This window comes from Kribbella sp. NPDC023972 (assembly GCF_040639075.1).
GTDB lineage: Bacteria > Actinomycetota > Actinomycetes > Propionibacteriales > Kribbellaceae > Kribbella.
On sequence record NZ_JBEZZH010000007.1, the window covers coordinates 91,645 to 115,848 of the forward strand.

Annotated in this window: 26 protein-coding genes; 9 read left to right on the forward strand and 17 right to left on the reverse strand. The window is 69.1% G+C overall.

Translation table 11 applies throughout. From position 1 onward, the window contains the following. Positions 1–168: 168 nt before the first annotated feature. Complete coding sequence (locus tag AB0F43_RS26630; RefSeq protein WP_360482321.1) at positions 169–837, reverse strand: helix-turn-helix domain-containing protein; 669 nt, start codon at positions 835–837, stop codon at positions 169–171. A gap of 78 nt (positions 838–915) precedes the next feature. On the opposite strand from AB0F43_RS26630, the gene AB0F43_RS26635 reads away from it, so the two are divergent. Both AB0F43_RS26635 and AB0F43_RS26640 read left to right on the forward strand, forming a co-directional pair. After that, complete coding sequence (locus tag AB0F43_RS26635; RefSeq protein ID WP_360482324.1) at positions 916–1,671, forward strand: DUF899 family protein; 756 nt, start codon at positions 916–918, stop codon at positions 1,669–1,671. A gap of 105 nt (positions 1,672–1,776) precedes the next feature. Further along, positions 1,777–2,118 carry a UBP-type zinc finger domain-containing protein gene (locus AB0F43_RS26640; protein ID WP_360482327.1) on the forward strand — a complete coding sequence of 114 codons (342 nt, stop codon included), beginning with the start codon at positions 1,777–1,779 and terminating at the stop codon, positions 2,116–2,118. Here AB0F43_RS26640 and AB0F43_RS26645 read toward each other — a convergent pair whose 3' ends face one another. The 6 genes from AB0F43_RS26645 to AB0F43_RS26670 all read right to left on the reverse strand — a co-directional run bounded on the left by AB0F43_RS26645 (position 2,119) and on the right by AB0F43_RS26670 (position 8,658). Then, entirely contained in the window at positions 2,119–3,120 is a 1,002-nt protein-coding gene (locus AB0F43_RS26645) for a proline racemase family protein (protein ID WP_360482330.1), read from the reverse strand. Continuing rightward, entirely contained in the window at positions 3,117–4,019 is a 903-nt protein-coding gene (locus AB0F43_RS26650; RefSeq protein WP_360482333.1) for a dihydrodipicolinate synthase family protein, read from the reverse strand. The genes AB0F43_RS26645 and AB0F43_RS26650 overlap by 4 nt, the downstream gene beginning before the upstream one ends. Next, positions 4,016–5,698, reverse strand: coding sequence for an FAD-dependent oxidoreductase (locus AB0F43_RS26655; protein ID WP_360482336.1), 1,683 nt, complete (start codon positions 5,696–5,698; stop codon positions 4,016–4,018). Before AB0F43_RS26655 ends, AB0F43_RS26650 begins: the two co-directional genes overlap by 4 nt. Continuing rightward, complete coding sequence (locus AB0F43_RS26660; RefSeq protein ID WP_360482339.1) at positions 5,695–6,855, reverse strand: FAD-binding oxidoreductase; 1,161 nt, start codon at positions 6,853–6,855, stop codon at positions 5,695–5,697. The genes AB0F43_RS26655 and AB0F43_RS26660 overlap by 4 nt, the downstream gene beginning before the upstream one ends. Positions 6,856–6,927: 72 nt before the next feature. Continuing rightward, positions 6,928–7,512: a helix-turn-helix domain-containing protein gene (locus AB0F43_RS26665; protein ID WP_360483197.1), complete on the reverse strand. Its 585-nt coding sequence runs from the start codon at positions 7,510–7,512 to the stop codon at positions 6,928–6,930. 93 nt (positions 7,513–7,605) lie between these two features. Next, entirely contained in the window at positions 7,606–8,658 is a 1,053-nt protein-coding gene (locus tag AB0F43_RS26670) for an SDR family oxidoreductase (protein WP_360482342.1), read from the reverse strand. 71 nt (positions 8,659–8,729) lie between these two features. Between AB0F43_RS26670 and AB0F43_RS26675 the strand changes: the two genes are divergently transcribed. Then, positions 8,730–9,590: a LysR family transcriptional regulator gene (locus AB0F43_RS26675; protein WP_360482345.1), complete on the forward strand. Its 861-nt coding sequence runs from the start codon at positions 8,730–8,732 to the stop codon at positions 9,588–9,590. Here AB0F43_RS26675 and AB0F43_RS26680 read toward each other — a convergent pair. Both AB0F43_RS26680 and AB0F43_RS26685 read right to left on the reverse strand, forming a co-directional pair. Then, positions 9,581–9,763, reverse strand: coding sequence for a DUF3099 domain-containing protein (locus AB0F43_RS26680; RefSeq protein ID WP_360482348.1), 183 nt, complete (start codon positions 9,761–9,763; stop codon positions 9,581–9,583). The two genes, AB0F43_RS26675 and AB0F43_RS26680, sit on opposite strands and share 10 nt — an antisense overlap. Before the next feature lies 1 nt (position 9,764). After that, on the reverse strand, positions 9,765–10,214 hold the full coding sequence (locus AB0F43_RS26685; protein ID WP_360482351.1) for a MarR family transcriptional regulator: 450 nt from the start codon (positions 10,212–10,214) through the stop codon (positions 9,765–9,767). 123 nt (positions 10,215–10,337) lie between these two features. On the opposite strand from AB0F43_RS26685, the gene AB0F43_RS26690 reads away from it, so the two are divergent. Continuing rightward, positions 10,338–11,597: an MFS transporter gene (locus AB0F43_RS26690; protein ID WP_360482354.1), complete on the forward strand. Its 1,260-nt coding sequence runs from the start codon at positions 10,338–10,340 to the stop codon at positions 11,595–11,597. A 181-nt stretch (positions 11,598–11,778) separates the two neighbouring features. Next, complete coding sequence (locus AB0F43_RS26695; RefSeq protein WP_360482357.1) at positions 11,779–12,576, forward strand: serine protease; 798 nt, start codon at positions 11,779–11,781, stop codon at positions 12,574–12,576. A 34-nt stretch (positions 12,577–12,610) separates the two neighbouring features. Here the strand turns inward: AB0F43_RS26695 and AB0F43_RS26700 are convergent, their stop codons facing one another. Next, positions 12,611–13,360, reverse strand: coding sequence for a sortase (locus tag AB0F43_RS26700; protein WP_360482360.1), 750 nt, complete (start codon positions 13,358–13,360; stop codon positions 12,611–12,613). A gap of 1 nt (position 13,361) precedes the next feature. Continuing rightward, positions 13,362–14,336 (reverse strand): hypothetical protein, encoded by a 975-nt coding sequence (locus AB0F43_RS26705; protein ID WP_360482363.1) that lies wholly within the window; start codon positions 14,334–14,336, stop codon positions 13,362–13,364. Between the two features lie 551 nt (positions 14,337–14,887). Here AB0F43_RS26705 and AB0F43_RS26710 point away from each other — a divergent pair. Next, positions 14,888–15,595, forward strand: a complete 708-nt coding sequence (locus tag AB0F43_RS26710) for a TetR/AcrR family transcriptional regulator C-terminal domain-containing protein (RefSeq protein WP_360482366.1) — start codon at positions 14,888–14,890, stop codon at positions 15,593–15,595. An 83-nt stretch (positions 15,596–15,678) separates the two neighbouring features. On the opposite strand, the gene AB0F43_RS26715 is transcribed toward AB0F43_RS26710, so the two are convergent. From AB0F43_RS26715 to AB0F43_RS26725, 3 genes are all read right to left on the reverse strand, one after another. Then, positions 15,679–16,968: a dihydrolipoamide acetyltransferase family protein gene (locus AB0F43_RS26715; RefSeq protein ID WP_360482369.1), complete on the reverse strand. Its 1,290-nt coding sequence runs from the start codon at positions 16,966–16,968 to the stop codon at positions 15,679–15,681. 76 nt (positions 16,969–17,044) lie between these two features. Beyond that, positions 17,045–18,031 (reverse strand): alpha-ketoacid dehydrogenase subunit beta, encoded by a 987-nt coding sequence (locus AB0F43_RS26720; protein WP_360482372.1) that lies wholly within the window; start codon positions 18,029–18,031, stop codon positions 17,045–17,047. A 3-nt stretch (positions 18,032–18,034) separates the two neighbouring features. Next, on the reverse strand, positions 18,035–19,123 hold the full coding sequence (locus AB0F43_RS26725) for a thiamine pyrophosphate-dependent enzyme (RefSeq protein ID WP_360482375.1): 1,089 nt from the start codon (positions 19,121–19,123) through the stop codon (positions 18,035–18,037). Positions 19,124–19,240: 117 nt separating this feature from the next. On the opposite strand from AB0F43_RS26725, the gene AB0F43_RS26730 reads away from it, so the two are divergent. After that, entirely contained in the window at positions 19,241–19,732 is a 492-nt protein-coding gene (locus tag AB0F43_RS26730; protein WP_360482378.1) for an Lrp/AsnC family transcriptional regulator, read from the forward strand. 63 nt (positions 19,733–19,795) lie between these two features. Here the strand turns inward: AB0F43_RS26730 and AB0F43_RS26735 are convergent, their stop codons facing one another. Then, positions 19,796–20,773 (reverse strand): LacI family DNA-binding transcriptional regulator, encoded by a 978-nt coding sequence (locus tag AB0F43_RS26735; RefSeq protein ID WP_360482381.1) that lies wholly within the window; start codon positions 20,771–20,773, stop codon positions 19,796–19,798. A gap of 78 nt (positions 20,774–20,851) precedes the next feature. On the opposite strand from AB0F43_RS26735, the gene AB0F43_RS26740 reads away from it, so the two are divergent. After that, complete coding sequence (locus AB0F43_RS26740) at positions 20,852–22,165, forward strand: Gfo/Idh/MocA family oxidoreductase (RefSeq protein WP_360482384.1); 1,314 nt, start codon at positions 20,852–20,854, stop codon at positions 22,163–22,165. Here the strand turns inward: AB0F43_RS26740 and AB0F43_RS26745 are convergent. Next, positions 22,115–22,657 (reverse strand): AAA family ATPase, encoded by a 543-nt coding sequence (locus AB0F43_RS26745; protein ID WP_360482387.1) that lies wholly within the window; start codon positions 22,655–22,657, stop codon positions 22,115–22,117. The two genes, AB0F43_RS26740 and AB0F43_RS26745, sit on opposite strands and share 51 nt — an antisense overlap. Positions 22,658–22,693: 36 nt before the next feature. After that, entirely contained in the window at positions 22,694–23,125 is a 432-nt protein-coding gene (locus AB0F43_RS26750; RefSeq protein WP_360482390.1) for a VOC family protein, read from the reverse strand. Positions 23,126–23,231: 106 nt separating this feature from the next. Here AB0F43_RS26750 and AB0F43_RS26755 point away from each other — a divergent pair, with 106 nt between their 5' ends. Next, entirely contained in the window at positions 23,232–24,203 is a 972-nt protein-coding gene (locus tag AB0F43_RS26755) for a 2-hydroxyacid dehydrogenase (protein ID WP_360482393.1), read from the forward strand. Position 24,204 lies beyond the last annotated feature (1 nt).

Below are 24,204 nucleotides of genomic sequence, written 5' to 3' on the forward strand. Positions count from 1 at the left end.
CAAAGCCCTCGACGCCTGACGACACCTCAACCCACGCCACCGCGCCACCGCCCCCCGTGTCACCGAGTCCGGAGAGGACCGCGCGACACGGGGGCGTGGCGGGTCACGTAGGCCGATGTCGGGAAGGCGGGCGGCCCTCGCGGGGTGCTGGTCAAGCCTGTGGTGCGGCTAGTGCCGATCTGCGGAGGGCCGGATGCGCACGTTCGCGACGAGACGGCGTACGACCTCGGAATCGCCGGCGATCACGGCGTCACCCGCTACCAGCCCGGTCAGGTCGTCACCACCAAAGGCGGCGAGCAGGGCATCCGTCGTGGTGACCAGGGCCGCGTCCGGTTCTTCGGGCGGCTCGTGGGCAACCTCGGCTTCGGACGACGTGAGGCGTACGCCGAACACGCCGGCAGGACCGTGGTCGCGTAGTTCGACCCGGAGCGTCGCCTCGGGCTGCTCCGGAGTCGGCTCGAAGAAAGTGCGGATGGTCAGCATGGCGCTGTCCACACTCACGAAGCGCTGCTCCGCGGTCGGCGGCGCGGCCAGCGCCCAGGTGCCGAGCGCGACCACGATCGGCTCGAGGCCTCGACCCCACGTGGTCAGCTCATAGACCCGCACATTGCCTGGCGAAGGCAGCTGCCGACGGCGTACGACGCCCGCGTCGGCCAGCTCGCGCAGCCGGTCGGACAGCGCGTTCGGGCTGGCGGTCGGGAGCGCCTGCTGGAGTTCGGTGAACCGTTTCGGCCCGAGCAGCAGCTCGCGCACCACGAGCAGCGACCACCGCTCCCCCACGATGTCGAGGCCGCGCGCGATGCCGCAGGCCTGCCGATAACCACGCTGGACCGGCATGGAACACCTCCCTCTCGTACTTGCTAGATCATAGCAGTCACTATTAGCCTCATAGCATTCAACTTGAGGAGGAACCCCTTGTCCACGCCAGCGGCACCCCAGCTCACCGACCGCGAGACCTGGCAGCAGCAACTCGACGAACTCCGGCTTCGCGAGAAGGCGCACACGCGTGAGGGCGACGCGATCGCCGCGGCCCGCCGACGGCTGCCGATGGTCGAGGTCGACCCGACCACCCAGCTGGTCGGTGCCGACGGCCCGGTGCCCCTGCTCGACGCCTTCGAGGGGAGGTCCCAGCTGTTCGCGTCGTACCACATGTGGCACACCGGCAGGCCGGCCGCCGATCAGTGCGAGGGCTGCACGTTCTTCACCGGCCAGGTGCTCGAACTGTCCTACCTGCACTCGCGGGACGTCACGTTCGCGGTCTTCTGCCAGGGGCCGTTCGAGGAGTCGTCGCGCTACCGCGACTTCATGGGCTGGCAGGCCCCCTGGTACTCAGTGCCCGCTGAGTCGCTCAACTCCCTCGTCGCCGGGCGCGCATTTGGGATGAAGGCGTGCTACTTGCGCCAGGGCGACCGGGTGTTCGAGACCTACTGGACTACCGGGCGGGGCTGTGAGGCGATGGCGCCGTCGTACGGCCTGCTCGACATGACCGTCTATGGCCGGCAGGAGAACTGGGAGGACTCGCCGGAAGGCTGGCCGCAGGGCTTCCGGACCGACGGCGACCAGTTCCGGCTCGACGGCCGACCCACCTCGCAGTGGTCACGCCTCCACGCCGGCCGTGACGACGACCTGGGAGCCACCGAGCCCGCCGGCGGCAAGCACCACTGCCACTGAGAGTCACCGCCCGCGGCCAGCCCACGCGACGGGGCGGCCTGGCGGCGCGTGGGTCGACTGCCGGGTTGCTTGTCGGGGGGCGGGGAGCAGGCGAGGATGGCGGGCATGACGACACCGGGGATTGACAGTACGGTTCCGCCGAGTGGGACCGGGTGTGGGGATTGTCTGGAGGTCGGCGGGTGGTGGTTCCACCTTCGGCGGTGTGCGCAGTGCGGGCACGTCGGGTGCTGCGACTCGTCGCCGGCGCAGCACGCCTCCGCGCACGCCCGGGAGAGTGGCCACCAGATCGTGCAGAGCTTCGAGCCGGGCGAGGACTGGTTCTGGCACTACGGCGAGTCGCAGTACTACGACGGCCCGGCCCTCGCCCCACCGGACTCCCGCCCCGAGGACCAGCCGGTGCCGGGCGGCAACGTCCCCGCGGACTGGAAGTCCAAGCTCAACCGCTGATCACAGCACGAAGCCGGCCGGGAACGGGTCGTCGGGGTCGAGCAGGTACTGCCCCATCCCGGTGATCCACGCCCGTCCACGCACCGTCGGTACGACGCCAGGCCGGTCGCCGACCATGGTCTCCTCGAGGAGCCGGCCGGTGAACGTCGTACCGATGAAGGACTCGTTGACGAAGTCGGTGTTCAGCGCGAGCTCACCGCGGGCGTGCAACTGAGCCATCCGGGCGCACGTCCCGGTGCCACACGGCGACCGGTCGAACCAGCCCGGGTGGATCGCCATCGCGTTGCGGGAGTGGCTGCCGTTCTGCCCGGAAGCCGTGAACTGGACGTGCTTGCAGCTGTGGATGCCCGGGTCCAGCGGGTGCACCGGCCGGTCGGTGGCATTGATCGCGGCCATGATGTCCAGGCCGGCCGCCAGGATCCGGTCCTTCTCGGCCCGGTCGAACGGGATGCCGAGCTGCTCCAGCGGCAGGATCGCGTAGAAGTTGCCGCCGTACGCCAGGTCGTACGTGACCGTACCGAGGCCGGGTACGTCAACGGTCGCGTCGAGGGCATGACTGTACGCCGGGACGTTCTGCAGCGTCACGTGCTCGGCCCGACCGTTGCTCACGGCAACGTCCACCACGACCAGGCCGGCCGGAGTGTCCAGCCGGACCACCGTGGTCGGCTCGGTCACCTCGACCATGCCCGACTCGACCAGCACGGTGGCGACACCGATGGTGCCGTGACCGCACATCGGCAGGCAGCCGGACACCTCGACGTACAGCACGCCCCAGTCGGCGTCGGACCGGGTCGGCGGCTGCAGGATCGCGCCGCTCATCGCCGAGTGGCCGCGCGGCTCGTTCATCAGGAACAGCCGCAGGTCGTCCAGGTGCTTGACGAAGTACTCGCGCCGCTCGGCCATCGTCGCACCGGGGATGACGCCGACGCCGCCGGTGACGACGCGGGTCGGCATCCCCTCGGTGTGCGAGTCGATCGCGGTGATCGTCCGGACGGACCTCATCGCAAACTCTCCACTGCCTTCTTCATGTCCTGCTCCAGCTGGGCGACGTGCTCGGGCACCAGCGGTCCCCGCGGCGGACGACAGGGGCCGCCGTACCGGCCGACGTAGTCCATGCCGTACTTGATCGCCTGGACGAACTCGGTCCGCGAGTCCCACCGGAACGCGGCGACGAGCGGCTCGTACAGCGCCCGCGCCTCCTCCAGCTTGCCTTGTACGGCGAGGTCGTACAAACGGACCGACTCCTTCGGGAACACGTTCGGGAACCCGGCGAACCAGCCGGTCGCCCCCATCAGCAGCGCTTCCAGGGTGAGGTCGTCGGCGCCGGCGATGACGGCCAGGTCCGGCGCGAGTTCGCGGATCTCCAGGATCCGGCGGACGTCCCCGGAGAACTCCTTCACCGCGACGACGTTCTCGATCTGCGCGATCTCGGCGAGCAGGTCGGGGGTCAGGTCGACCTTGGTGTCGATCGGGTTGTTGTAGACCATCACGGGCAGGCCGGCCTTGGCGACCTCGCTGAAGTGGTGCACCACCTCGCCGCGGTTCGCCCGGTACATGGTCGGCGGCAGGCAGAGCACGCCGTCGGCACCGTCCTCGGCCGCCTTCTCGGCCCAGGCGCGCGCCTGGTGCGCACCGGCGCCGTGGACGCCCACCACCACCACACCGTCGTCACCGACGGCCTCGATGGCGGTCCGGGCCACGGCCCGGCGCTCGTCGTCGGTCAGCGACGAGTACTCCCCCAGCGAGCCGTTCGGGCCGACCCCGCGGCAGCCGTTGTCGACCAGCCAGCGGCAGTGCTCGGCGAACTTGTCCAGGTCCGGCCGCAAGCCGGCCGGCGCCTTCGCGTCCTCGGCGTACGGCAGTGCGGTGGCGACGATGACGCCGTCCAGCTTCTCGGTCACAGCTCCTCCTTGGTCGTGGCCTCAGCCTCAGCCAGATCCCGCAGCCTGACTGGCACGGCGATCGGTCGTTTCATTGATGGTTTGGGTACGTCGTTCTGTCCGGCCAACTCGGCCACGGTCCGGGCGCAGACCCGGCCCTGGCAGAGCCCGAGACCGGCACGGCTGGTGAGTTTCAGCGCCCGGCCGTCGGACACTCCCCGCTCGGCGACAGCGTCTTCGATATCGCCCCGCGTCACTTCCTCACACCGGCACACCACAGTGTCCCGCCTACTCCAACTCCGCCACCCGTCCCGCACCGGGTACGCCGCGGCCAGAGCAGCCGCGAACCGCCGGCCCTTCACGACCTTCTTGTAATCCGCCGGTGCTGCCGTATGCCCAGCAGCGGCAGCACCAGCGACTCGTCCTTCAGCCGCGGCCAGATCGGCCCCACCGATTCCGGTGAGCTCGCCGGCCGCGAACACAGCTGGGGTGCTGGTCTGCTGGTCGGCATCGACGACAACAGCCTGCCCACCGTCGGGTCCGGTGGTCAGCTCACACCGAGCCGACACCGCCAACTCCAACTGAGCCGTGAACCCGAACCCCAGACAGACCGCATCGACGGCTATTCGGCGCTCGGTCCCCGCGACCGGCCTCCAATCCTCATCCACCCGCGCGACCGTTACCGCCTCCACGCGCCCGTCTCCGTGGGCCGCGGTCACCGTCCACCCGTGCCGGAGCGGAATCCGCTGCCTGGCCAGCAAAGCGCCGTACCCGATCGCCTCACGAATCTTGCCAGAAGCAACCAAAGGATCGGTTGCCCAGCCCTTGCATACGGTCGTGATCGTGTTCGCCTCGAGCAACTCGACGACTTCGGCGCCAACGCCGACGAGGGATTCCGCCACCGGAAGCAGGAACGGACCGGTCCCGGCAACAATCACTCGCTTCCCCACCGCGACCCGCTGCCCCTTGGCCAACGCCTGCGCCGCCCCCGCGCTGTAGACGCCCGGCAGATCCCAACCAGGAAAGGGAAGTACGCGATCATAAGCCCCAGTCGCAAGGACGACTGCCTTGGCGTCAATCGCAAAGACCTCCCGCCCCACCCCATCAGCCGCCCCCCGCTGCGCCCACAACCGCTTCCCCTGCTCGAACGCCCAAACAGACGTCTCCGCCAAGCGCGTGATCCGGGGATGCGCCGCCAACCGATCCCGCTTCGCCACAAAGGCTTTCCACCCATGCTGGAACCGCCCAGGCCGGCGCACCCCGAACTCCGCCGCCACCTGCCGATTGAACTGCCCACCCACAGCCCGCGCGCTGTCGATCAACAGCACCTCAGCCCCACCATCCGCCGCGGCCAAAGCCGCCGCAATCCCGGCCGGCCCAGCCCCCACGACCGCAACATCCACTGTCCGGGCAGTTCCTGCCTGGGTGTTCGGTTGCCCGGTCGGCTCCGGCAGGACCGCGCCTTGTTGGGTGGTGATGGCGTCGCCGTCGTGGATTGTGCGTTGGCAGGCTCGGATGTCGGGGATGCCGTTGACGACCACCAGGCAGTCGTAGCAGGCCCCGATGCCACAGAAGACGCCTCGGGGACGTCCGGCGAAGCGGGTGGTGCGCCACGAGGGTTGGCCGTTCGCCAGGAGGACGGCTGCGACTGTCTGGCCGGGTGTCGCGTCGACCGGTTTGCCGTTCACGGTGATCTTCATGAGGCGAGCACCGCCGGGCGGTCAACGCGGAACGGATCCGGGGTGACGTGGGGTGTCAGGCCCAGGAAGAGTTCGGTGATGAGGCGGCCGGTGGAGGCGGCCAGGCCGATGCCGGCGCCTTCGTGGCCGGTGGCGTGCCACAGTCCCGCAAGTCGCGGGTCCGGCCCGATGACCGGCAGGTGGTCGGGCGCGTACGGCCGGAATCCGCCGTACGCGCGCATCACCGGCACGTCACCCAGGAACGGGAACAACCCGACCGCCTTCCGCGCGAGCTCCCGCAGCACCTTCACCCGAACCGAGTCATCGAACCCGATCCGCTCACGGCTGGACCCGATCAGCACCGTCCCGGCCCGCGTCGATTCCACCACCGTCGACGTCTGCAGCTCGGCGTCCCCGCTCCCGACCGCGCCGACGTAGTCCGCGTCGTACACCTTGTGCCGGACGCATTCCGGCAGCGGCGCCGTCACGAGGATCATCCCGCGCCGCGGCAGCACCTGGATCGGCGCACCCGCGGCACTACCGAACGCCCCGGCCCACGGCCCACACGCGTTCAGCACCGCACCACAAGCGATCTCTCCAGCAGATGTCTCAACACCCACCACCCGCCCCGCGAAGGTACGCACCGACAGCGCGGACACCCCCGACCGCACCGAACCCCCGCGATCCCGTACGGCGGTGAGCAGGGCCGTTGCCGCGAGCACCGGCTGAAGCTGCGCGTCATCGGGGTAGTGGACCCCGATCGTGACGTTACGCGTGAGCAGCGGCTCGAGCTCGAACACCTCAGCCGGCGTGATCACCCGCGCATCGACACCGGCCGCCTGCTGCTTGGCCGCAAACGCCTTGAGCGGCCCGGGATCGGTCGTCGCCACGACGACCCCACCCTTGGACTCCCACTCGACATCCGCGACCCGCTCCGGCAGCCGAGCCAGTACGGCGCCCCACTCGGCGCGCGACGCGATCGCCAGCTCCAGCTCGGGCCCGGGCTCCTTGTCCGAGACGAGCACGTTGCCCTCACCGGAGGCCGTCGTCTCCGCGGCAACCGCATCACGGTCGACAACGACGACCTTGACCCCTGCGGCGGTCAGCGCCTCCGCGCAGGCCGCGCCGACGATGCCGGCGCCGACGACAACCACGTCGGCCGTCGCAGCTCCAGGCATCGCACCGTCTCCTCGCCGTTCACTAAAATGAACGATATCGAGCGTACGGCGCGAGCCCGGCCCAGGTCAACGTCACGTCGGCAGATGCGGGCTGCCGGGGGTCACCGGCTGCGCGTCCGGCGGGTACTCGAGCAGCAGGACCGACCGCACCGGGCCGTCCAGCGCCTCGTACTCGTGCGGTCCGCCGGCCCGGAACGCGAGGTAGTCACCCTCGCCCAGTTCCTCGGTCCGTCCGCGTGACGTCACCCGGAGTCGCCCGCTCAGCACAATGTGATGCTCGGTCCCGGGATGCCCGTCCGAATGCTGAACCGCACCCGCCCGGACCTGCTGGTTGTAGATCTCGAACAGCCCACCCGGGTGCTCGAGCCGGCGCAGCATCCGCAGATCGATCGCCTCGCCGGACAGGACGTCGATGTCCGCGGACCGCACCAGCACCAGGTCCGCGCTCGGCGCCTCGCTCAGCAGGGCCGATACCGGTACACCGAGAGCGTTCGACAGACTGAACACCGTCTCGATCGTCGGATTACCCGCCCCGGACTCCAGCTGGGACAGCGTGCCCTTCGCGATCCCGGACCGCCGCGCCAGTTCCGACAACGAGATCCCCTGCTCGTCCCGTCGCGCCCGCAGATTCGCCCCGAGCAACCGTCCCGCACCCATCGCCGCCACAGCCGGAGCATGCCATACACATGGCCGCGCCTCCGGCACGGCGTGGTCACGGGGCCTTGGCTCCCGGCACCGGCGTGGGCCTGCTCACGGGATGACGCGGCGCCGCCGCAGCTCGGCGAAGATGCCGAAGAACATCTGGTCGGTGGCGACGTACTCGTGGAAGCCGGCCCGGCGCGACTTGGACGAGTCGGCGAAGAAGTCGTAGTCCCAGCCGAAGACGAAGTCGGCGAACGGCCACGAGGAGACTTCGGCGTACGACGTCTCCGCCAGGCCGTGCGTCGCCTGCATCTCCTTCCAGAGTGGCTCCTTGTCGGCCATCACGTCCTGCAACGACATCCGCAACGGCGGCGCGACGTCGAGGCCGAACCAGCCGGCCAGCTTCGGCCACAACTCGTTCCACCGGAACAGGTCGCCGTTCGTGATGTTGAACGCCTGGTTCGCCGCGGCGGGCGCGGTCGCCGCCCACACCGTTGCCTTGGCCAACAAACCGGCATCGGTCAGTTCGAGCAGAGCGCCGTACGCGCCGGGCTTGCCCGGGAAGCGCAGCGGGACGCCGAGTTCCTTCGAGATCGACGCGTAGACGGCGATCGCCACGGCCAGGTTCATCGGGTTGCCCAGGGCGACGCCACCGACGACGGACGGGCGCAGCGCCGACCAGGTCCACGTCTTGCCCTGCTGCCGCTGCTCCAGGAACTGCTGCTGGTCCACGTTGAACTCCGGCGGCAGGTGCGGCGGGTCGTCCTCGCGGGCGGGCGTCTTGAACGGTCCGAGGTGGGCGCCGTACACCTTGTAGCCCTGCATCAGGCTGGCGTGCCGCAACCCACGCGCGACCGGCTCGATCGCGTCGACCACGTTGACCAGCATGGCGAGGTTCGGCGGGACCAACTCGGCCCAGGTGGGGCGGTCCTGGTAGGCGACGTAGAACACATGTGTCACCTCGCTGAGGCCGGCCAGCTTCGCCCGCGTGTCGTCCGGATCCAGCAGATCGACGGCCACGTGCCGAACCCTGCCCGGCACGTCGGTACCGCCGCGACGGGACAGCCCGATTACTCGCCAATCACCAAGAGACGCCAGGTGCTCGACCAGATTCGTCCCGATCACCCCGCGCGCACCGACTACCAAAGCAACCTTGTCCATGCTGGACAGCCTTGCTGACCTGCGCTCATTAGTCCAAGACATAGTTTTTACCGAAGCCATAAACTGAGATCATGATGACGCTGCGGCAACTCGAGTACCTGGTGACGGTGGTCGACCAGGGGTCGTTCACGAAGGCCGCCGAGTTGCTACACGTGACCCAGCCGGCGTTGTCCCATCAGATCCGCGCGCTGGAGCGATCCGCCGGCGGGGCCCTGCTGGAGCGGCTGCCGCGCGCGGTCCGGCTGACCCCGACTGGCCGCGCGATGATTCCACACGCCCGAGCCACGCTCGCCGACGCCGAACGTGCCCGCTGCGCTGCCCGCCAGGCCGCCGGCCTGGAAGCCGGCGAACTGGAGATCGCCACCCTCTACTCGATCACCCTGGGCGTGCTGCCCGCCGCTCTGCGCAGGTGGCGGCAGAGCCATCCGGACGTCGGCATCCGGCTGTTCGAGCACCGCCACACCGATGAATTGGTGGAGGCGATGAACGCCGGTCAGGCAGATCTGGCCGTCGGCCCGGAACCCACCGGCTGGACCGGCAGGGCCTTCACGTTAGGCACCGAGGAACTCGTCGTCGTGGTCGCCGCCGACGACCCTGCAGCCGTCGGCGACACGATCTCTTTGAAGGACCTGGCCGACCGGGCCTGGGTGCACTACACGCCGGGTCATGGTCTGGCCGATGTACTCGATCTCGCTTGCGCACAAGCTGGTTTCGAGCCTCGGGTCGCCGTACGCACCGAGCAAACCGCTGCTGCGCCGGCCCTCGCGAGCGCCGGACTCGGACCGGCGCTGGTTCCCGGCAACATCCTGCCCGAGGGCTTCGAGGGGCACGTCCTACGCCCCGATCCCCCGGTCTGCCGGACGCTGACGGCGTACACCCGCGGCGAACCCGATCCTCTCGCCGCCGCCTTCATCACGGTCCTTCAGTCCTGACCCCTGTTGGCCACGATCACGGCGATCGGCGGCAGGACCGCCGCGACCGCGCTCATCCCGATCGCCACCGGGACGGAGAACAGCCGGACGACGAACCAGGCCAGCCCGATCAGGACCAGGCAGCTCCCCATCAGCCAGAAGTAGAGCTTGCGGTTGCCGGACCGCGGGGCCATCTCAGACCTTCAGTGAAAGCTTGCCCAGGGCATCGACCAGCGGAGCCAGCTCGGGCAGGTCGGCGGCCTTCTGCAGGGCAGCCGTCAGTACGGCGTCGTGCGTGGGCTGAGCCTGGTCGAGCAGGTCGCGGCCGGCCTCGGTGACCTCGGTGTAGATGCCGCGCCGGTCCGTCGGACACAGGTACCGCTGCAGCAGCTTGCGGTCCTCCAAGCGGTTCACCAGCCGCGTCGTGGCCGACTGGCTCAGCACGACCGCGTTCGACAGCTGGTTCATCCGCAGGTGGTAGTCGTCCTGCCGGGCGAGCACGTCGAGCACGCTGTACTCACTCACCGACAGCCCGTGCTGCCGCTGCAGGGCACGCTCCAGCTCGTCCTCGATCCGGGCGTGCAGAGCCGCCAGGGTTCGCCACCCCTGCGCCCGCGCCTCCGCAGCGTCGTCCGGCAGTCCCATCGCGCCTCCACTTGAACTTCACGATTGCATGCGCAATCATAACGCTTATGCAATAGCCCGCGTGTGCAACTATCGCGCACGCCGGTAACAGCCACCAGACTACAATCGAGGTGTTACCCAGTCATGCCTGCAGCCCTGCCGGCAGCCGCAAGAGGTGCGTCCGGGAGCGGAACCACCACACACCCCAATCCCGGAACGAAGCGACCGGTCGCCTTGCTCGCCTTGGCGATCGGTGCGTTCGGGATCGGCACTACCGAATTCGTCATCATGGGACTGCTGCCCGAGGTCGCCACCGACTTCGGCGTCAGCATCCCGTCCGCCGGTCTGCTCATCTCCGGCTACGCCCTCGGCGTCGTCGTCGGCGCCCCGCTGCTCACCGCGATCGGGTCCAAGGTCTCCCGCAAGACCGTGCTGGTCGCACTGATGGGCGTGTTCATCGCGGGCAACCTGCTGTCCGCGATCGCCCCGACGTACGACGTCCTGATGACCGGCCGGATCGTGGCCGCACTGTCCCACGGAGCGTTCTTCGGCGTCGGCTCGGTGGTCGCCGCGTCGCTCGTACCGAAGGCCAAAGAGGCGAGTGCGATCGCGTTGATGTTCACCGGCTTGACTGTCGCGAACGTGTTCGGCGTCCCGGGCGGTACGGCGCTCGGCCAGCAGCTCGGCTGGCGGTCGACCTTCTGGGCCGTCACCGCGCTCGGAGTTTTCGGGTTGCTCGGGATCATCTTCCTCGTGCCGCGACAGAACAGCTCCGAAGGACCCGGTCTGCGCAGTGAACTGGCCGTGTTCAAGAGCCTGCAGGTGTGGCTCGCACTGGCGATGACCGCGCTCGGGTTCGCCGGGGTGTTCGCGTCGTTCACATACATCGCGCCGATGATGACCGAGGTCGCGGGCTTCTCGGCCGGTGCGGTGACCTGGCTGCTGGTGCTGTTCGGCGGCGGTCTGGTCATCGGCAACCTGCTCGGCGGTAGGGCGGCTGACCGGTGCCTGATGCCGAGCCTGTACGTGATCCTCGCGCTGCTTGCCGTCGTGCTGGCCGCGTTTGTGTTCACCGCGCATGGGCGGGTGTCCTCCGCGGTGACGATCGCGGTGTTCGGGGCGGCTGGGTTCGCCACCGTGGCGCCGCTGCAGAAGCGGGTGATGGACAAGGCGATGGGCGCGCCGGCACTCGCCTCGGCGGCCAACATCGCCGCGTTCAACCTGGGCAACGCGGTCGGTGCGTACCTCGGTGGGCTGACCATCGAGCACGGCCTCGGCTACACCGCGCCCAACTGGGTCGGCGCCGCACTGGCTGCCTCCGGCCTGACCGTCGCAGTGATCTCCGGCCTGCTGGACCGCCGCCGTACCCCAGTCGTCGAGCGGTCCGCGCTCACTACGGTCTGAAGGCTTCAACGCGGTCTGGTGGGTCAGATAGAAGGGGCCGCGACTTAGGTCGCGTGACACAGGGATGACCCGTCACCGATGTGCCCAAACAATCGCTTGCACTACTCCTTGTGGCCAGGCAACTCTTCTTGGTCATGAGGCCGCACCGCCCAAGCGGCCCACGAACTCTGGAGTGTGAGGCATGTCCGGAAAGCTCAAGCTCGCCCGTGCCGCCTGCGCCGCCGCTGTCCTGGTCGCGGCCGCAGCCGGCGCGGTCGGCACCGCCGAGGCGAAGACCCCGCCACCGACGACGAACATCGTCGGCGGCACGCTGGCGAGCACCGCGCAGGCGCCGTGGGCGATCGCGCTGAACAACAGCCGTTCGCCGTCACCGAGCGGTCAGTACTGCGGTGCCACGCTGGTCAAGGCCAACAAGATCGTCACCGCGGCGCACTGCGTCACCCAGCCGATCAGCACCTACACGGCGATCCAGGGCCGGGACAACCTGAACACCACGACCGGCCGGACCTCGAAGATCTCCAAGATCTGGAAGGACCCGCAGTACGGGCAGGCGCCGGGCCACGACGTCGCCGTACTGACGCTGACCACACCGTTCACCGGTGTCGCCACGCTGCCGCTGGAGTCGAGCCGGTCCGCGGACGCGGTCGGAGCGCAGTCGACGGTCTACGGCTGGGGCAACACCGAGGGCACCGGGCCGGCCGACCGGTTCCAGAAGGTGCTCGTCCCGGTGCTCGGCGATGCGTACTGCAGTGATGTGTACTCCGCCTACGACTACGTGTCGAACGGCGAGATCTGCGCCGGCTACAAGCAGGGCGGCAAGGACTCCTGCCAGGGCGACTCCGGTGGACCGCTGGTGCTGAACGGCCGGCTGTTCGGGGTCGTGTCCTGGGGTATCGGGTGCGCCGACGCCGGCAACCCGGGTGTGTACGCCGAGGTCGCGGCGTACTACTCGGCTCTGACGGCCCAGATCAACAGCTGACCACTGACAAGTGGCCGGCCCGCCGGGCCGGCCACTACCTCTTCTTGGGTACGGCGATCACGACGGCGTTGCTGAGGTACGCCGTACCGTCCCAGTCCTCGCAGGTGACCAGGACCAGGCGGCCCGGCACGCTCTGGTTGAAGAGCTGCGCGGCCTGCTTGGCCAGCGCCTTCTTGCGATAGGTGAGCACCGACGTGACCACGTAGTTGAGCGTGCCGCGTCCGGTCGTCACCGCGACCGCGTCGCCGGCGGTCAGCTCGTCAAGATCGTCGAACGCACCGCCACCGTCATGGACGGTGTGACCGGTGATGATGGCCGAGCCCGTGGCCGCGCCGGGCTGGGCGCCGTCGGACCACCAGCCGACGAGGCGTGGGTTGGCCGGCGGGATGAGCGTGCCGCCGCGAGCGCGGATGCCCAGCACCCGGGCGGAGATCCCCAGGCTCGGCACCGTCACCTTGATCGGGTTCCCCGGCCGGGGCGGAGCTGTGCTCCTGATCTCCGGCGGAAGCGTGGTCCCGCTCGGACTGGTCGCCTTCGACGATGGCTGGGTCGACGACGGCTGGGTCGACGACGGCTCTCCGGATGACGGCTCGCCCGGCACGGCGGGCGCCGTACTCGTTGCTGACGGCAGAGACGACGAACCGGCCGCGGTGGGCGGCCGGTCGTCGTCACTTTTGAGCTGGATGTAGCCGCCGGTGAAGAGAAGTGCGGCGCCGGCCGCCAGGGCCCCGATCGTCCACCACGATGAACGAGCGCGGCCCGGACGGCGACGCTTCGCGGACATGTCAGGCAGAGTGCTGACCGCGCGTCTGCCGGGACTTCAGGATGCCGGCGAACACGAGCACACCACCGAGCATGAGCAGGGCGACACCCCAGGTGCTCTGCTTGCCGGCGATCGCGGACATGTTCTGCAGACCGCCGGACTGACCCGCGTCGACCTCGGTCGGGACCGCGACGGGCGGCGTGCTGGTCGAGCTGGCCGGGCCGTCAGACGGCGTGACCGCCGGGGTCTGGCTGGGCGTCTCGCTCGGGGTCTCGGACGGAGCTTCGGAAGGCATCACCGACGGCGTCTCGCTCGGCGTCACCGACGGCGTCTCGCTCGGCGTCACCGACGGGCTTTCGCTCGGCATCACCGACGGGCTTTCGCTCGGCATCACCGACGGGCTTTCGCTCGGCATCACCGACGGGGTTTCGCTCGGCGTCACCGACGGCGTCTCCGAAGGAGTCTCCGACGGAGTCTTCGACGGCATCGGCGTGCTGGTGATCTTCTTGACGCAGAAGGTCACGTGGCTGATGCCGTAGTACTTCCCGTTCTTCGCGTTCACCGGGGGGTGCAGGTTGTACCCAGCGGCGGTGCCGTTCGGCTGGTAGTTGTAGTAGTTGGCCGCCGACCCACCCTTCATCAGCGCGGCGAGCACGACGCCGCCGCTCGCGGTGAAGTCGACCTGCTCGCCGCCGGTCTGGTCACCGTCGTGATCCGGGTCGTCCACCGTCAAGGTGTGCTTGGTCCAGCTGACCGTCACGCCGTCCGCGGTCTGCTCACCGGGCGTCGCCGTGTCGAACTTGATCTCGGTCGAGCCCGGGACGACGTTCTCGCAGTTCGGGTTGCCGTCGATGATGTTGCCGTCGGCCGAGGCGGACGGAGCCATCGCGAGCGTGACGCCGCCCAGCGCGAGTGCCAGTGCGCCGGCACCGCTGAGCAGCGCGACCGCACGGGACCGCTTCGAGCGCCCGCGCGAGTCCACCGATGTGTCGTTCACAAGTCATACCCCATGTCTGAGGCCGGTCGTCCGACCGGCACGGTCGTCGGTGGCCCGCTGAGGCGGATCCCCCAGCCGGACCAGACGGCAATTGCCCATCCGTCGAACCGGCAAGAACCGGTGCGCCGAATCCCAGACCAGGCACGCCTTGTCGCGTACTCCGGCCCACCCCCGGGAGCCTCGGCCCTCGGGATTTTGGTGCCGTGGAGTCGTGACGCGCAACTGGTCGGTGCCAGACTCATCACGTTCTTTACGTTTTGCCACCCAACGTTTTCGGCCTCCGGCGGAGAGTAGTTGTCTCTCGCCACTGCTCCCGACTGGAGACCAGCGGTCCGCGGATGCAGTAGGTGCGCAGGTGTCCGTCGACGGCTGAGGCAACACCGAGAGAACCGGACCGGCCGGCCGGTGCCTGAAGGTCGTGGTGCCGGTGCTCGGAGACGCCGATCCTTTGACGAGTGGCCCGGTCGCACGGCGCTGAGAAAGTTAGTTGCTCCTCGCCACTAATACAGCGTTTTATGCTCTGATACGGCGTTTTCGCTACGCTGCTCCCCGTGGCGCGCGAAGCGGATCGGAAGACGGTGCTCGGATCGGTGTGGTTGCGGGCCGATCCGGCGCAGACGCGGGCACCGCTGAGCCGGGACGACATCGTCCGTACGGCGGTCAAAGTGCTCGACCGGGACGGGCTCGAGACGTTCTCGATGCGGCGGATGGCGGCCGAGCTCGGAACCGCCGCGACCTCGGCGTTGTACTGGCGAGTCGCGAACAAGAACGACCTGCTCGAGCTCGCCGTCGACGAGGTCATGGGCGAGGCGCTGGTGCCGGCCGACGAGGGTGACTGGCGCGACCAGGTGACGGTACTGGCACGAGCGGCGTACGAGGCCCTGTGGGCGCACCCGTGGGCGCCGCAATTGCTGGCGTCGCACGCCGGGCTCGGGCCGAATTACCAGGCGTTGGCGGAGCGGATGTTGACGATCCTCAGCTCAGCCGGCTTCAAAGGTGCGCATCTGGATGCGGCGGTCTCCGCGGTCTTCCACTACCTCATCGGCGCCGCGGTCACCGACGCCGCGTGGACGGCGACGGTACGGCGCAGCGGCCTCGGGCAGCACGAGTGGGCCACCGCCGCGGGCGACCAGCTCGGCGTCGGCGCCACGACTCTCGCGGCCTACCTGAGCCGCGAAGACCTGGCCGGCCCGGAGGCCCGCTTCACCACCGGCCTCCGCGCCATCCTGATCGGCCTCCGCCCACGCCAGCTCTCCTGAGCCCACTGTGTGCACGGCTCGAGCATTCCCACGCGATCAGAATGGAAATCCGGTGCACAAAGTCGGGGTGCGGAGGTCGGCGGTCAGAGGTCTGCGAAAACGGACGCCGGGTTCTCGAAAGCGTCCGCGACGAAGCGGAGGAAGGCGGCCGCGGTTCCGCCGTCGCAGACGCGGTGGTCGAAGACGAGGGACAGCTGAGTGAGCTTGCGGATCGCGAGTTCACCGCCGACCACCCACGGGCGGTCGATGATCCGGCCGACGCCGAGGATCGCGACCTGCGGATGGTTGATGATCGCGGCGCTGCCGTCCACACCGAAGCTGCCGTAGTTGTTCAGCGTGAACGTCCCACAGGACAGCTCGTACGGCGTCAGCCGTCCGGCCCGGGCGGACTCGGTCAACCGCCTGATCTCGGCATCGAGCGCCCGCGTGGTCAGCCGGTGCGCGTTCTGCACCGCCGGTACGACGAGACCGCGGTCGGTCTGCGCCGCCAGGCCGAGATTGATCCCGTCGTACTGGACCAGTTCCTCGCGCTCGGTGTCGACGAAACCGTTCAGTTCCGGGTACTTCTGCAACCCGGCCGCGACGAACCGCGCCATCAGCGCCAGCAGCCCCGGCCCGGAATCCTTTGCCGACCGCAACGACTCGCGCAACTCCACCAGCGCCGTGGCGTCCACGTCGACCCAGGTCGTCGCCTCCGGAATCTCCGCCCGGCTCCGGCTCAGCGTCGCCGCCACCGCCTTCCGGAACCCACTCATCGGGATCCGCCGCAGCTCCGGCAGTCCGGTCCGCGTGTCCTCCCCGGCCGGCACCTCCGCCGTCCGCTCGAGCCTTTGCGCGATCGCCTGCTCCACGTCCCGCCGCACGATCAATCCGTCCGGACCCGACCCGGTCAGGCTCTTGAGATCCACCTCGGCGTCCCGCGCCATCCGCCGTACCAGCGGCGAAATCACCAACGGCACCCGAGGCGCAGCGCTTTCCGGAACAAGAGTTGCACTGGGTGGCAGTGATCCTCCGGAAACCGTGGCCTGCGGCCGGGGTTTACGGCGGCGACCGGACGTGTTCCCGGCGCCCGTGCCGTAGCCGATCAGGACATTGCCCGATCCCGCCTTCTCCTCCTCGCGATACGTCGTCCCCGCGTCGGCTTCCGCGATGCTGATGAGTGGTTTGCCGACGGGGATGACCGTGCCCGGTTCGCCGTGGAGTTCTTCGACGACACCGGCGTACGGCGACGGCAGTTCGACCACCGACTTGGCGGTCTCGACCTCGGCGACCGGGGCGTCGACGGTGACCACGTCGCCGACCTTCACCAGCCAGCGGACGATCTCCGCCTCCGTCAGGCCTTCGCCCAGGTCCGGCAGCAGGAAGATACTCATCCGCGTCCTCGCTTCGCTCCGGGCGCCGATGAGGCACAAGTCGTACTGTACTTTCTGGTGAACTCGCTCCGCTCGTTCACGAGTCCTCCCACTGCAGGTCGTCGACCGCGTCGAGGATCCGGTCCACGCCGGGCAGCTGGTACTTCTCCAGCTTGGGCGGCGGGTACGGGATGTCGAACCCGGTCACCCGCCGGATCGGCGCGGCCAGCGAGTGGAAGCACTGTTCGGTGATCCGGGCAACGATCTCCGACGACACACTCGCGAATCCGCTCGCCTCCGCGACCACGACGGCCCGGCCGGTACGACGTACGGCCGCGGCCACGGTCTGGTCGTCGAACGGCACGATCGACCGCAGGTCGACCACGGTCAGCTGCCGGCCCTCGGCCGCCGCGACCTCGGCCGCCTCCAGCGCGACGGGCACCGTCGGCCCGTACGCGATCAACGTCGCGTCCGCGCCTTCCCGGCGTACGACGGCCGTCCCGATCCCGGGCTGGTCCTCGGTGAGATCGACTTCCTCCTTGGCCCAGTAGAGCTTCTTCGGCTCCATGAACACCACCGGGTCGGGGAACTCGATTGCCTTACGCAACAAGGTGTAGGCGTCCGCCACGGTGGCCGGCGTGACCACGGTCAGCCCGGGCGTGTGGGCGTAGTAGCTCTCGGAGGAGTCGCAGTGATGCTCCACGCCGCCGATCCCACCGGCGTACGGCATCCGGATCACCATCGGCAGCGTGACCCGGCCGCGGGTGCGGTTCCGCATCTTGGCGACGTGCGAGACGATCTGCTCGAACGCCGGGTACCCGAACGCGTCGAACTGCATCTCGACCACCGGCCGCATCCCGTTCATGGCCAGCCCGACCGCCATTCCGACGATGCCGGACTCGGCCAACGGGGTGTCGAAGCAACGATCCGCACCGAACTCGGCGGTCAGCCCGTCGGTGATCCGGAAGACTCCGCCGAGCGCGCCGACGTCCTCACCGAACATCAGCACCGTGTCGTCGGCCTTCATCGCGTCCCGCAGGGCCTGGTTCAGCGCCTGCGCCATGGTGATCTTCACGTGCGTCATCGCTCAGGCCTCCTCTCGCGCGAGCTCGTCCCGGAGGAACGCGGCCTGGTCCCGCAACTGCTGTGTCTGCGACGCGTAGAGGTGCGCGAAGAGGTCCGCCGGATCCACCTCGGGCTCGGGCATCAGCCCGTCTCTGAGCTGTGCGGCGACCTCCTGAGCCACGGCCTCTGCCCGCTGCCTGACCGAGTCGTCGAGCAACCCTTCCTGCGTGAGGTAGGTCTCCAGCCGCTTGATCGGGTCGCGATCGAGCCACGGCGTGACCTCGTCGTCGTCGCGGTACCGGCTCGCGTCGTCGGCGTTCGTGTGTGCCTGCACGCGATAGGTGTGCGCCTCGACGAGCTGCGGTCCCTCACCCGCCCGGGCCTTGTCCACGGCCTGTCCGAGGACGGCGAGCAGGCCGGCCAGGTCGTTGCCATCGGCCCGTTCTCCGGGAACGCCGTACCCGATGCCCTTGTGCGCGAGAGACGGCGCGACGCTCTGCCGGGCGAGCGGCACGGAGATCGCGTACTCGTTGTTCTGGATGAAGAAGACGACGGGTGCGTGGAAGACGGCGGCGAAGTTCAGCGCCTCGTGGAAGTCACCCTCGCTGGTGCCACCGTCACCACATAGCGCCATCACCACGGTGTCCTCGTGGCGAAGCCGGGCGGCGTGCGCGACACCGACCGCATGCGTGAGCTGGGTCGCCAATGGCGTGGACTGAGGCGCGACCTTGTGCGCGTACGGGTCGTAGCCGGAGTGCCAGTCACCGCGGAGCAGGGTGAGCGTCTCGATCGGGTCGACGCCGCGGCTGACGATCGACACGGTGTCGCGGTACGTCGGGAACAGCCAGTCGCCCTCGCGCAGCACCATCGTGGCCGCGATCTGACAGGCCTCCTGGCCGTGCGACGACGGGTAGACGGCGAGCCGCCCCTGCCGGACCAGCGCACTGGCCTGGTCGTTGATCCGGCGCCCCTTGATCAACTGAACGTAACCATCGACCAGGGCTTTCTTAGTGGGCAGCCGGTACGACGGATGGTCGTGCGGTACGCCGTCCTGGTCGATCAACCGGACTGGCTCAGCGGAGGGGAGCAACAGCTCCTCGACGGTAGTCATGGACCCTCCAACGCAGGAGACGGACGGTGGCCTCATCGTCATACTTCTGGCCAATCGGATCCAGACCTGAGAAAATCGCGAGACGTTTGGTCAACCAGCCCGCGCACGAGGAGCACAATGTCCGACGACACGACGGTGAGCCCCGGTCTGCCTGGACAGATGGTCGTCGCACCTGCACTGGACGAGATCGACCGGCAGATCGTCGAGGCGCTCGGCCGGGACGGACGTCTCTCGATCCGGGCGCTCGCCGACCAGGTGCATATCTCCCGGGCCAACGCCTACGCCCGTGTCGAGCGGCTCACCACAACCGGCGTCATCACCGGTTTCACCGCCACCGTCGACCCGCTCAAGCTCGGGCTGGCGACGTCGGCGTACGTCACGCTCAGTCTCCGGCAGAGCTCCTGGCGGACGCTGCGCGAGCAACTGCAGGCGATCCCCGAGGTCAAGCACATGGCCCTGGTCGGCGGTGACTTCGACGCCATCCTGCTGGTCCGCGCGGCCGACAACGAGGGCCTGCGCCGGGTGGTCCTGGAGAAGCTGCAGGCCATCCCCGAGGTGCTGGCGACCCGGACCGCGTTGATCTTCGAGGATCTAGGTCGTGTCTGGTAATTCAGCGCCGTGCCGAGTGCCGCGCAGTAGGCGGGGAATTACCAGACACGGCCTAAGGACGCTCTAGCAGCCGCAGGATCTCCTGAGAATCAGCTCGGTCGGGTAGGTCAGCGCCTCGATCGCGTCCTGTCCGTCGATCAGCCGACTGACCGCCTCGCGTGCCATCTGCTCCAGCGGTTGCCGTACGACGCTCAACGGCGGCCAGCTGTACTCCGTCTCCGCCGTACCGTCGAACGCCAGCACCGCGATGTCGTCGGGGACCGTCAGACCCGCCTCGTGGATCGCCCGCAGGACCCCGACCGCCTGCAGATCCGAGCTGGCGAAGATCGCCGACGGCCGGTTTGTTGCCGCAAGCAACTCCAAGCCCGCCTCGTGTCCACCGGGCCGGCTGAAGGTCGTGCGCGCGATCGGCCCGTCCTCCAGCCCGGCCCGCCGCAGCGCGTCCCGCCAGCCCAGCTCCCGTTCGGCCGGTCGCCCGTCGCGACTGCGACCGATCACCAGGCCGACGGTGTGGTGACCGTGACCGATCAGGTGCTCGACCCCAAGCCGCGCGCCCTCGCGGTACTGCGGTCTGACCGACGACGCCGCCGGGAGGACCCGATTGATCGCGACCACCGGGACGTCGACCTCACCGAGATCCAGGTCGTCGGTCGGCGCGACGAGCAGCAGTCCGCTGACCCGCCGGACCAGCAGCTCCGCGATCTTCGCCTGCTCGGTCTCCGGATCACCGTCGGCGCTGGTCTGCAGAACGACGTGCCCGCGGGCCGATGCCGCCTTGTCGATCGCCTTGGCGAGCTCGGCGAAGAGCGGGTTGCCGCCGTCCGGGGTGATCAGCCCGAAGGTGCGCGTCGTACCCAGCCGCAGCGCCCGGGCGGTCGCGTTCGGGCGGTACCCGAGGACGCGGATCGCTTCCAGCACCCGCTCCCGGGTCTCCGGCGAAACCGGCCGCGGGCCTTCGTTCACCACGTAGCTGACCACCGCCGTACTCACCCCGGCGTACTCCGCCACATCGTTCCGGGTGACTGGGGTGGCCTTGGGCATGTGCCGATAGTACGACCTTGACCGACCTGGAAAGCGATTGCTAGCGTGCTGGTTCTACACGAGTAGAAAGGGTCCGCCGTGCCCAGACGTTATGCAGTCGCAGGTACCGGTTCGCGGGCGCGGGCGTACGTCCGCGCGATCTTCGAGGAGCACCCCGAGGACGCCGAGCTGGTCGCGTTGCTCGACCCGAACCCGGGCCGCCTCGCGGTCCACGACCGGTGGGTGAAGGAGCTCGGCGGGCCGGAGCTGCCGCAGTACGGCGCCGACGACCTGGAACAGATGATCAAGGAACAGTCGGTCGACCGGGTGATCGTGACGAGCCCCGACTACACCCACGCCGAGGTCGTCTCCCGGGTACTGCGGGCCGGCGCGGACGTGATCGTCGAGAAGCCGCTGACCATCGACGCCAACGGAACCCGGCAGATCGTCGACGCGATGAACCAGTCCGGTAAGTCGGTCGTCGTCACGTTCAACTACCGCTACTCGCCGCGGAACAGCGCGCTCCGGCAACTGATCGCCGACGGCGAGATCGGCACCGTCACCAGCGTCGAGTTCCAGTGGGTGCTCGACACGCGGCACGGTGCGGACTACTTCCGCCGCTGGCACCGGGAGAAGCGGTTCTCCGGCGGCCTGCTGGTGCACAAGGCGTCCCACCACTTCGACCTGGTGAACTGGTGGATCGCCTCCACCCCGGTGCGCGTGTTCGCCTCCGGTGGACTGTCCTTCTACGGTGCCGACAACGCGGCAGCTCGTGGCCTTGGGCAACGACCTGCCCGCGGGACGATCGACCGTTCGGCCGACGACCCGTGGTTGCTCGACCTGCGCACCGACGACACCAACCGGCAGCTGTACCTGGAGAGCGAGCAGTACGACGGGTACATCCGCGACCAGGACGTGTTCGGTCCGGGGATCACGATCGAGGACAACCTGGCCGTGATCGCGGAGTACGCGAACGGTGCTCGGCTGAGCTACTCGCTGAACGCGCACTCGCCCTGGGAGGGGTACCGGGTCAGCGTCAACGGCACCGAGGGTCGCGCCGAGCTGGAGGTCGTGGAGCGCGCGGCGGTGATCGACGACCAGATCGACCCGAGCTACCCGGCCGAGCGCGTGGTCCCGGGTGACGTGCGGTCCGACGGCGAGCGGCTGGTGTTGCAGAAGCACTGGGCCCCGGCGGTCGAGGTCGAGATCCCGCGCGGGGTCGGCGGCCACGGCGGTGGCGACCGGCTGATCTACGCCGACCTGTTCCAAGGCCCCGGCAACGACCCGCTGAGCCGCGCAGCCGACGTCCACGACGGCGTACGGGCGGTCGCGGTCGGCATCGCCGCCAACGAGTCCCTGATGTCAGGCCGGCCCGTCGTGATCGCCGACCTGAACCTCGGCGGCTGGTCGTAACCCGGTCTCACCGAGGATCCGCTGGACGGTCGCCTCGAGCGAGCTCGCCTGATCGATCACGGTCTCGCGCGGCCGCTCCAGCAGATCCCTCGGTCGATACCACTCGGCCATGTCCTCGGCACTGAAAGCGGTTGCCTTCGCACGCATCCCGTGCCGCCGGACCGTCTCCGCCAACGGGATGTCCAGGTAGTAGAAGTACGCCGGGCCCGCGTGGTCGTCATGCAGTTGCTCGAGCATGTCGCCGTACCGCACCGTCGGCATGATGCCCTCGACCACGGCGTGGTAGCCGCGGTCGAGGGCATGCTTGGCGAGCTGCCGGATCGCCTGGATGTTGGCGCCGCCGGGCTGGTCCAGCTCCTCGAAGATGATCCGCCGGACGTAGTCCTGCTCAATCCAGGCGATACCGCGGCCGTACGTCGCTCGGATGGCTTCGACGATCGAGCTCTTGCCCGAACCTGAGTTTCCCCGGATGACGACCAGCGTTGGCTTCACCGGCCCGGACGGTAGCGGCCGGGTGTTTCCGCCGAATTACCAGGAGGCGGGGAGGCCCGGGCGGTGGGTGCCGAAGGTCCATTCGTAGCCCTCGGGGTCGGCGACGCGGCAGCGGTAGTTGCCCCACGCGGTGTCGGCCGGCTCCCAGATCGACTCGGCACCCGCGGCGACCGCCCTCTCGTGGATGGCGTCGACCTCCGCTGGGGAGTCGAAGGCGAGGTAGCTGCCGTGGCCGACCGTCTCGCCCTTGCGGATCGGCTTGTCGTAGCCCTCCTCGTCGGTGAACAGGGTGAAGGACACCCCGCCGTGCCGCATCTCCGCGTGCATGATCCCGCCCTTGTCGTCGGGCACCTCCATCGTCGTCTCGAACCCGAACGCCTTCTCCAGCCAGCGCAGGGCGCCGACCGCGTCGCGGTAGCCGAAGTACGCGTGGAACGTGGCTGAGGTGTTGTTGCTGTTGTCGGTCATGTCTCCAGGATCTAGAAGGTAGCGGTCAGTTTCTGGCCGCTACTTCGAGAGATCTCCCGACCGCGTCACTTGGTGCGGCTGGTGCGGTTCGGTGAGGATGTTGAGCATGGGATTGCCTGTGGTGCTGATGCCGGGACCGATGAATCCGGTGGTCGCGGAGGGTCTGGACGGGAAGGCCGAGGTGATCCGGCTGTGGGACGAGGCTGATCCGGACGCCGTGCTGGCCGAGCGGCGCGACGAGATCGTTGCCGTCGCCACCGGTGGGACACGGATCGACGGTGCGTTCCTGGACCGGTTGCCCGCGCTGCGGATCGTGGCGAGCTTCGGTGTCGGCTATGACCAGATCGACGCGACGGCGGCGGCCGAGCGGGGCGTGGTGGTGACGAACACCCCCGGCGTACTCGACGACGAGGTCGCCGACACCGCCCTCGGCCTGCTGCTGATGACGGTCCGCGAGCTTCCCCAGGCCGAGCGGTACCTGCGCGCCGGCAAGTGGCAGGACGGCCCGTATCCGTTGACCAAGGCAACCTTGCACGGCCGCCGGATGGGCATCCTCGGCCTGGGCCGGATCGGCCAGGCGATCGCGGACCGGGTCGCTCCCTTCGGCGTCTCCGTCGGCTACCACAACCGGCACCGCAAGGACGTCGAGTACCACTACTACCCGTCCCTGCTCGAGATGGCCCGCGACGTGGACATCCTGATGATCGTGATCCCGGGCGGCGACGACACCCGGCACCTGGTCAACGCCGAGGTCCTGGAGGCGCTCGGCCCCGACGGCATCCTGATCAACGTCGCCCGCGGCACCGTCGTCGACGAGTCGGCCCTGGTCGACGCCCTCCGCGACGGCACCATCCTCAGCGCCGGCCTGGACGTCTTCGAAGCCGAGCCGACCGTCCACCCCGGCCTCCTCGACCTTGCCAACGCCGTCCTGCTCCCCCACGTCGGCTCCGCCACCGTGCCCACCCGCAACGCGATGGGCAACCTGGTCGTCGAAAACCTCCTGAACTGGTTCAACTACGGCACCCCCCTCACCCCGGTCCCCGAGTCAGCCGACCTCCTCAAGCCCCACGACACCTGAC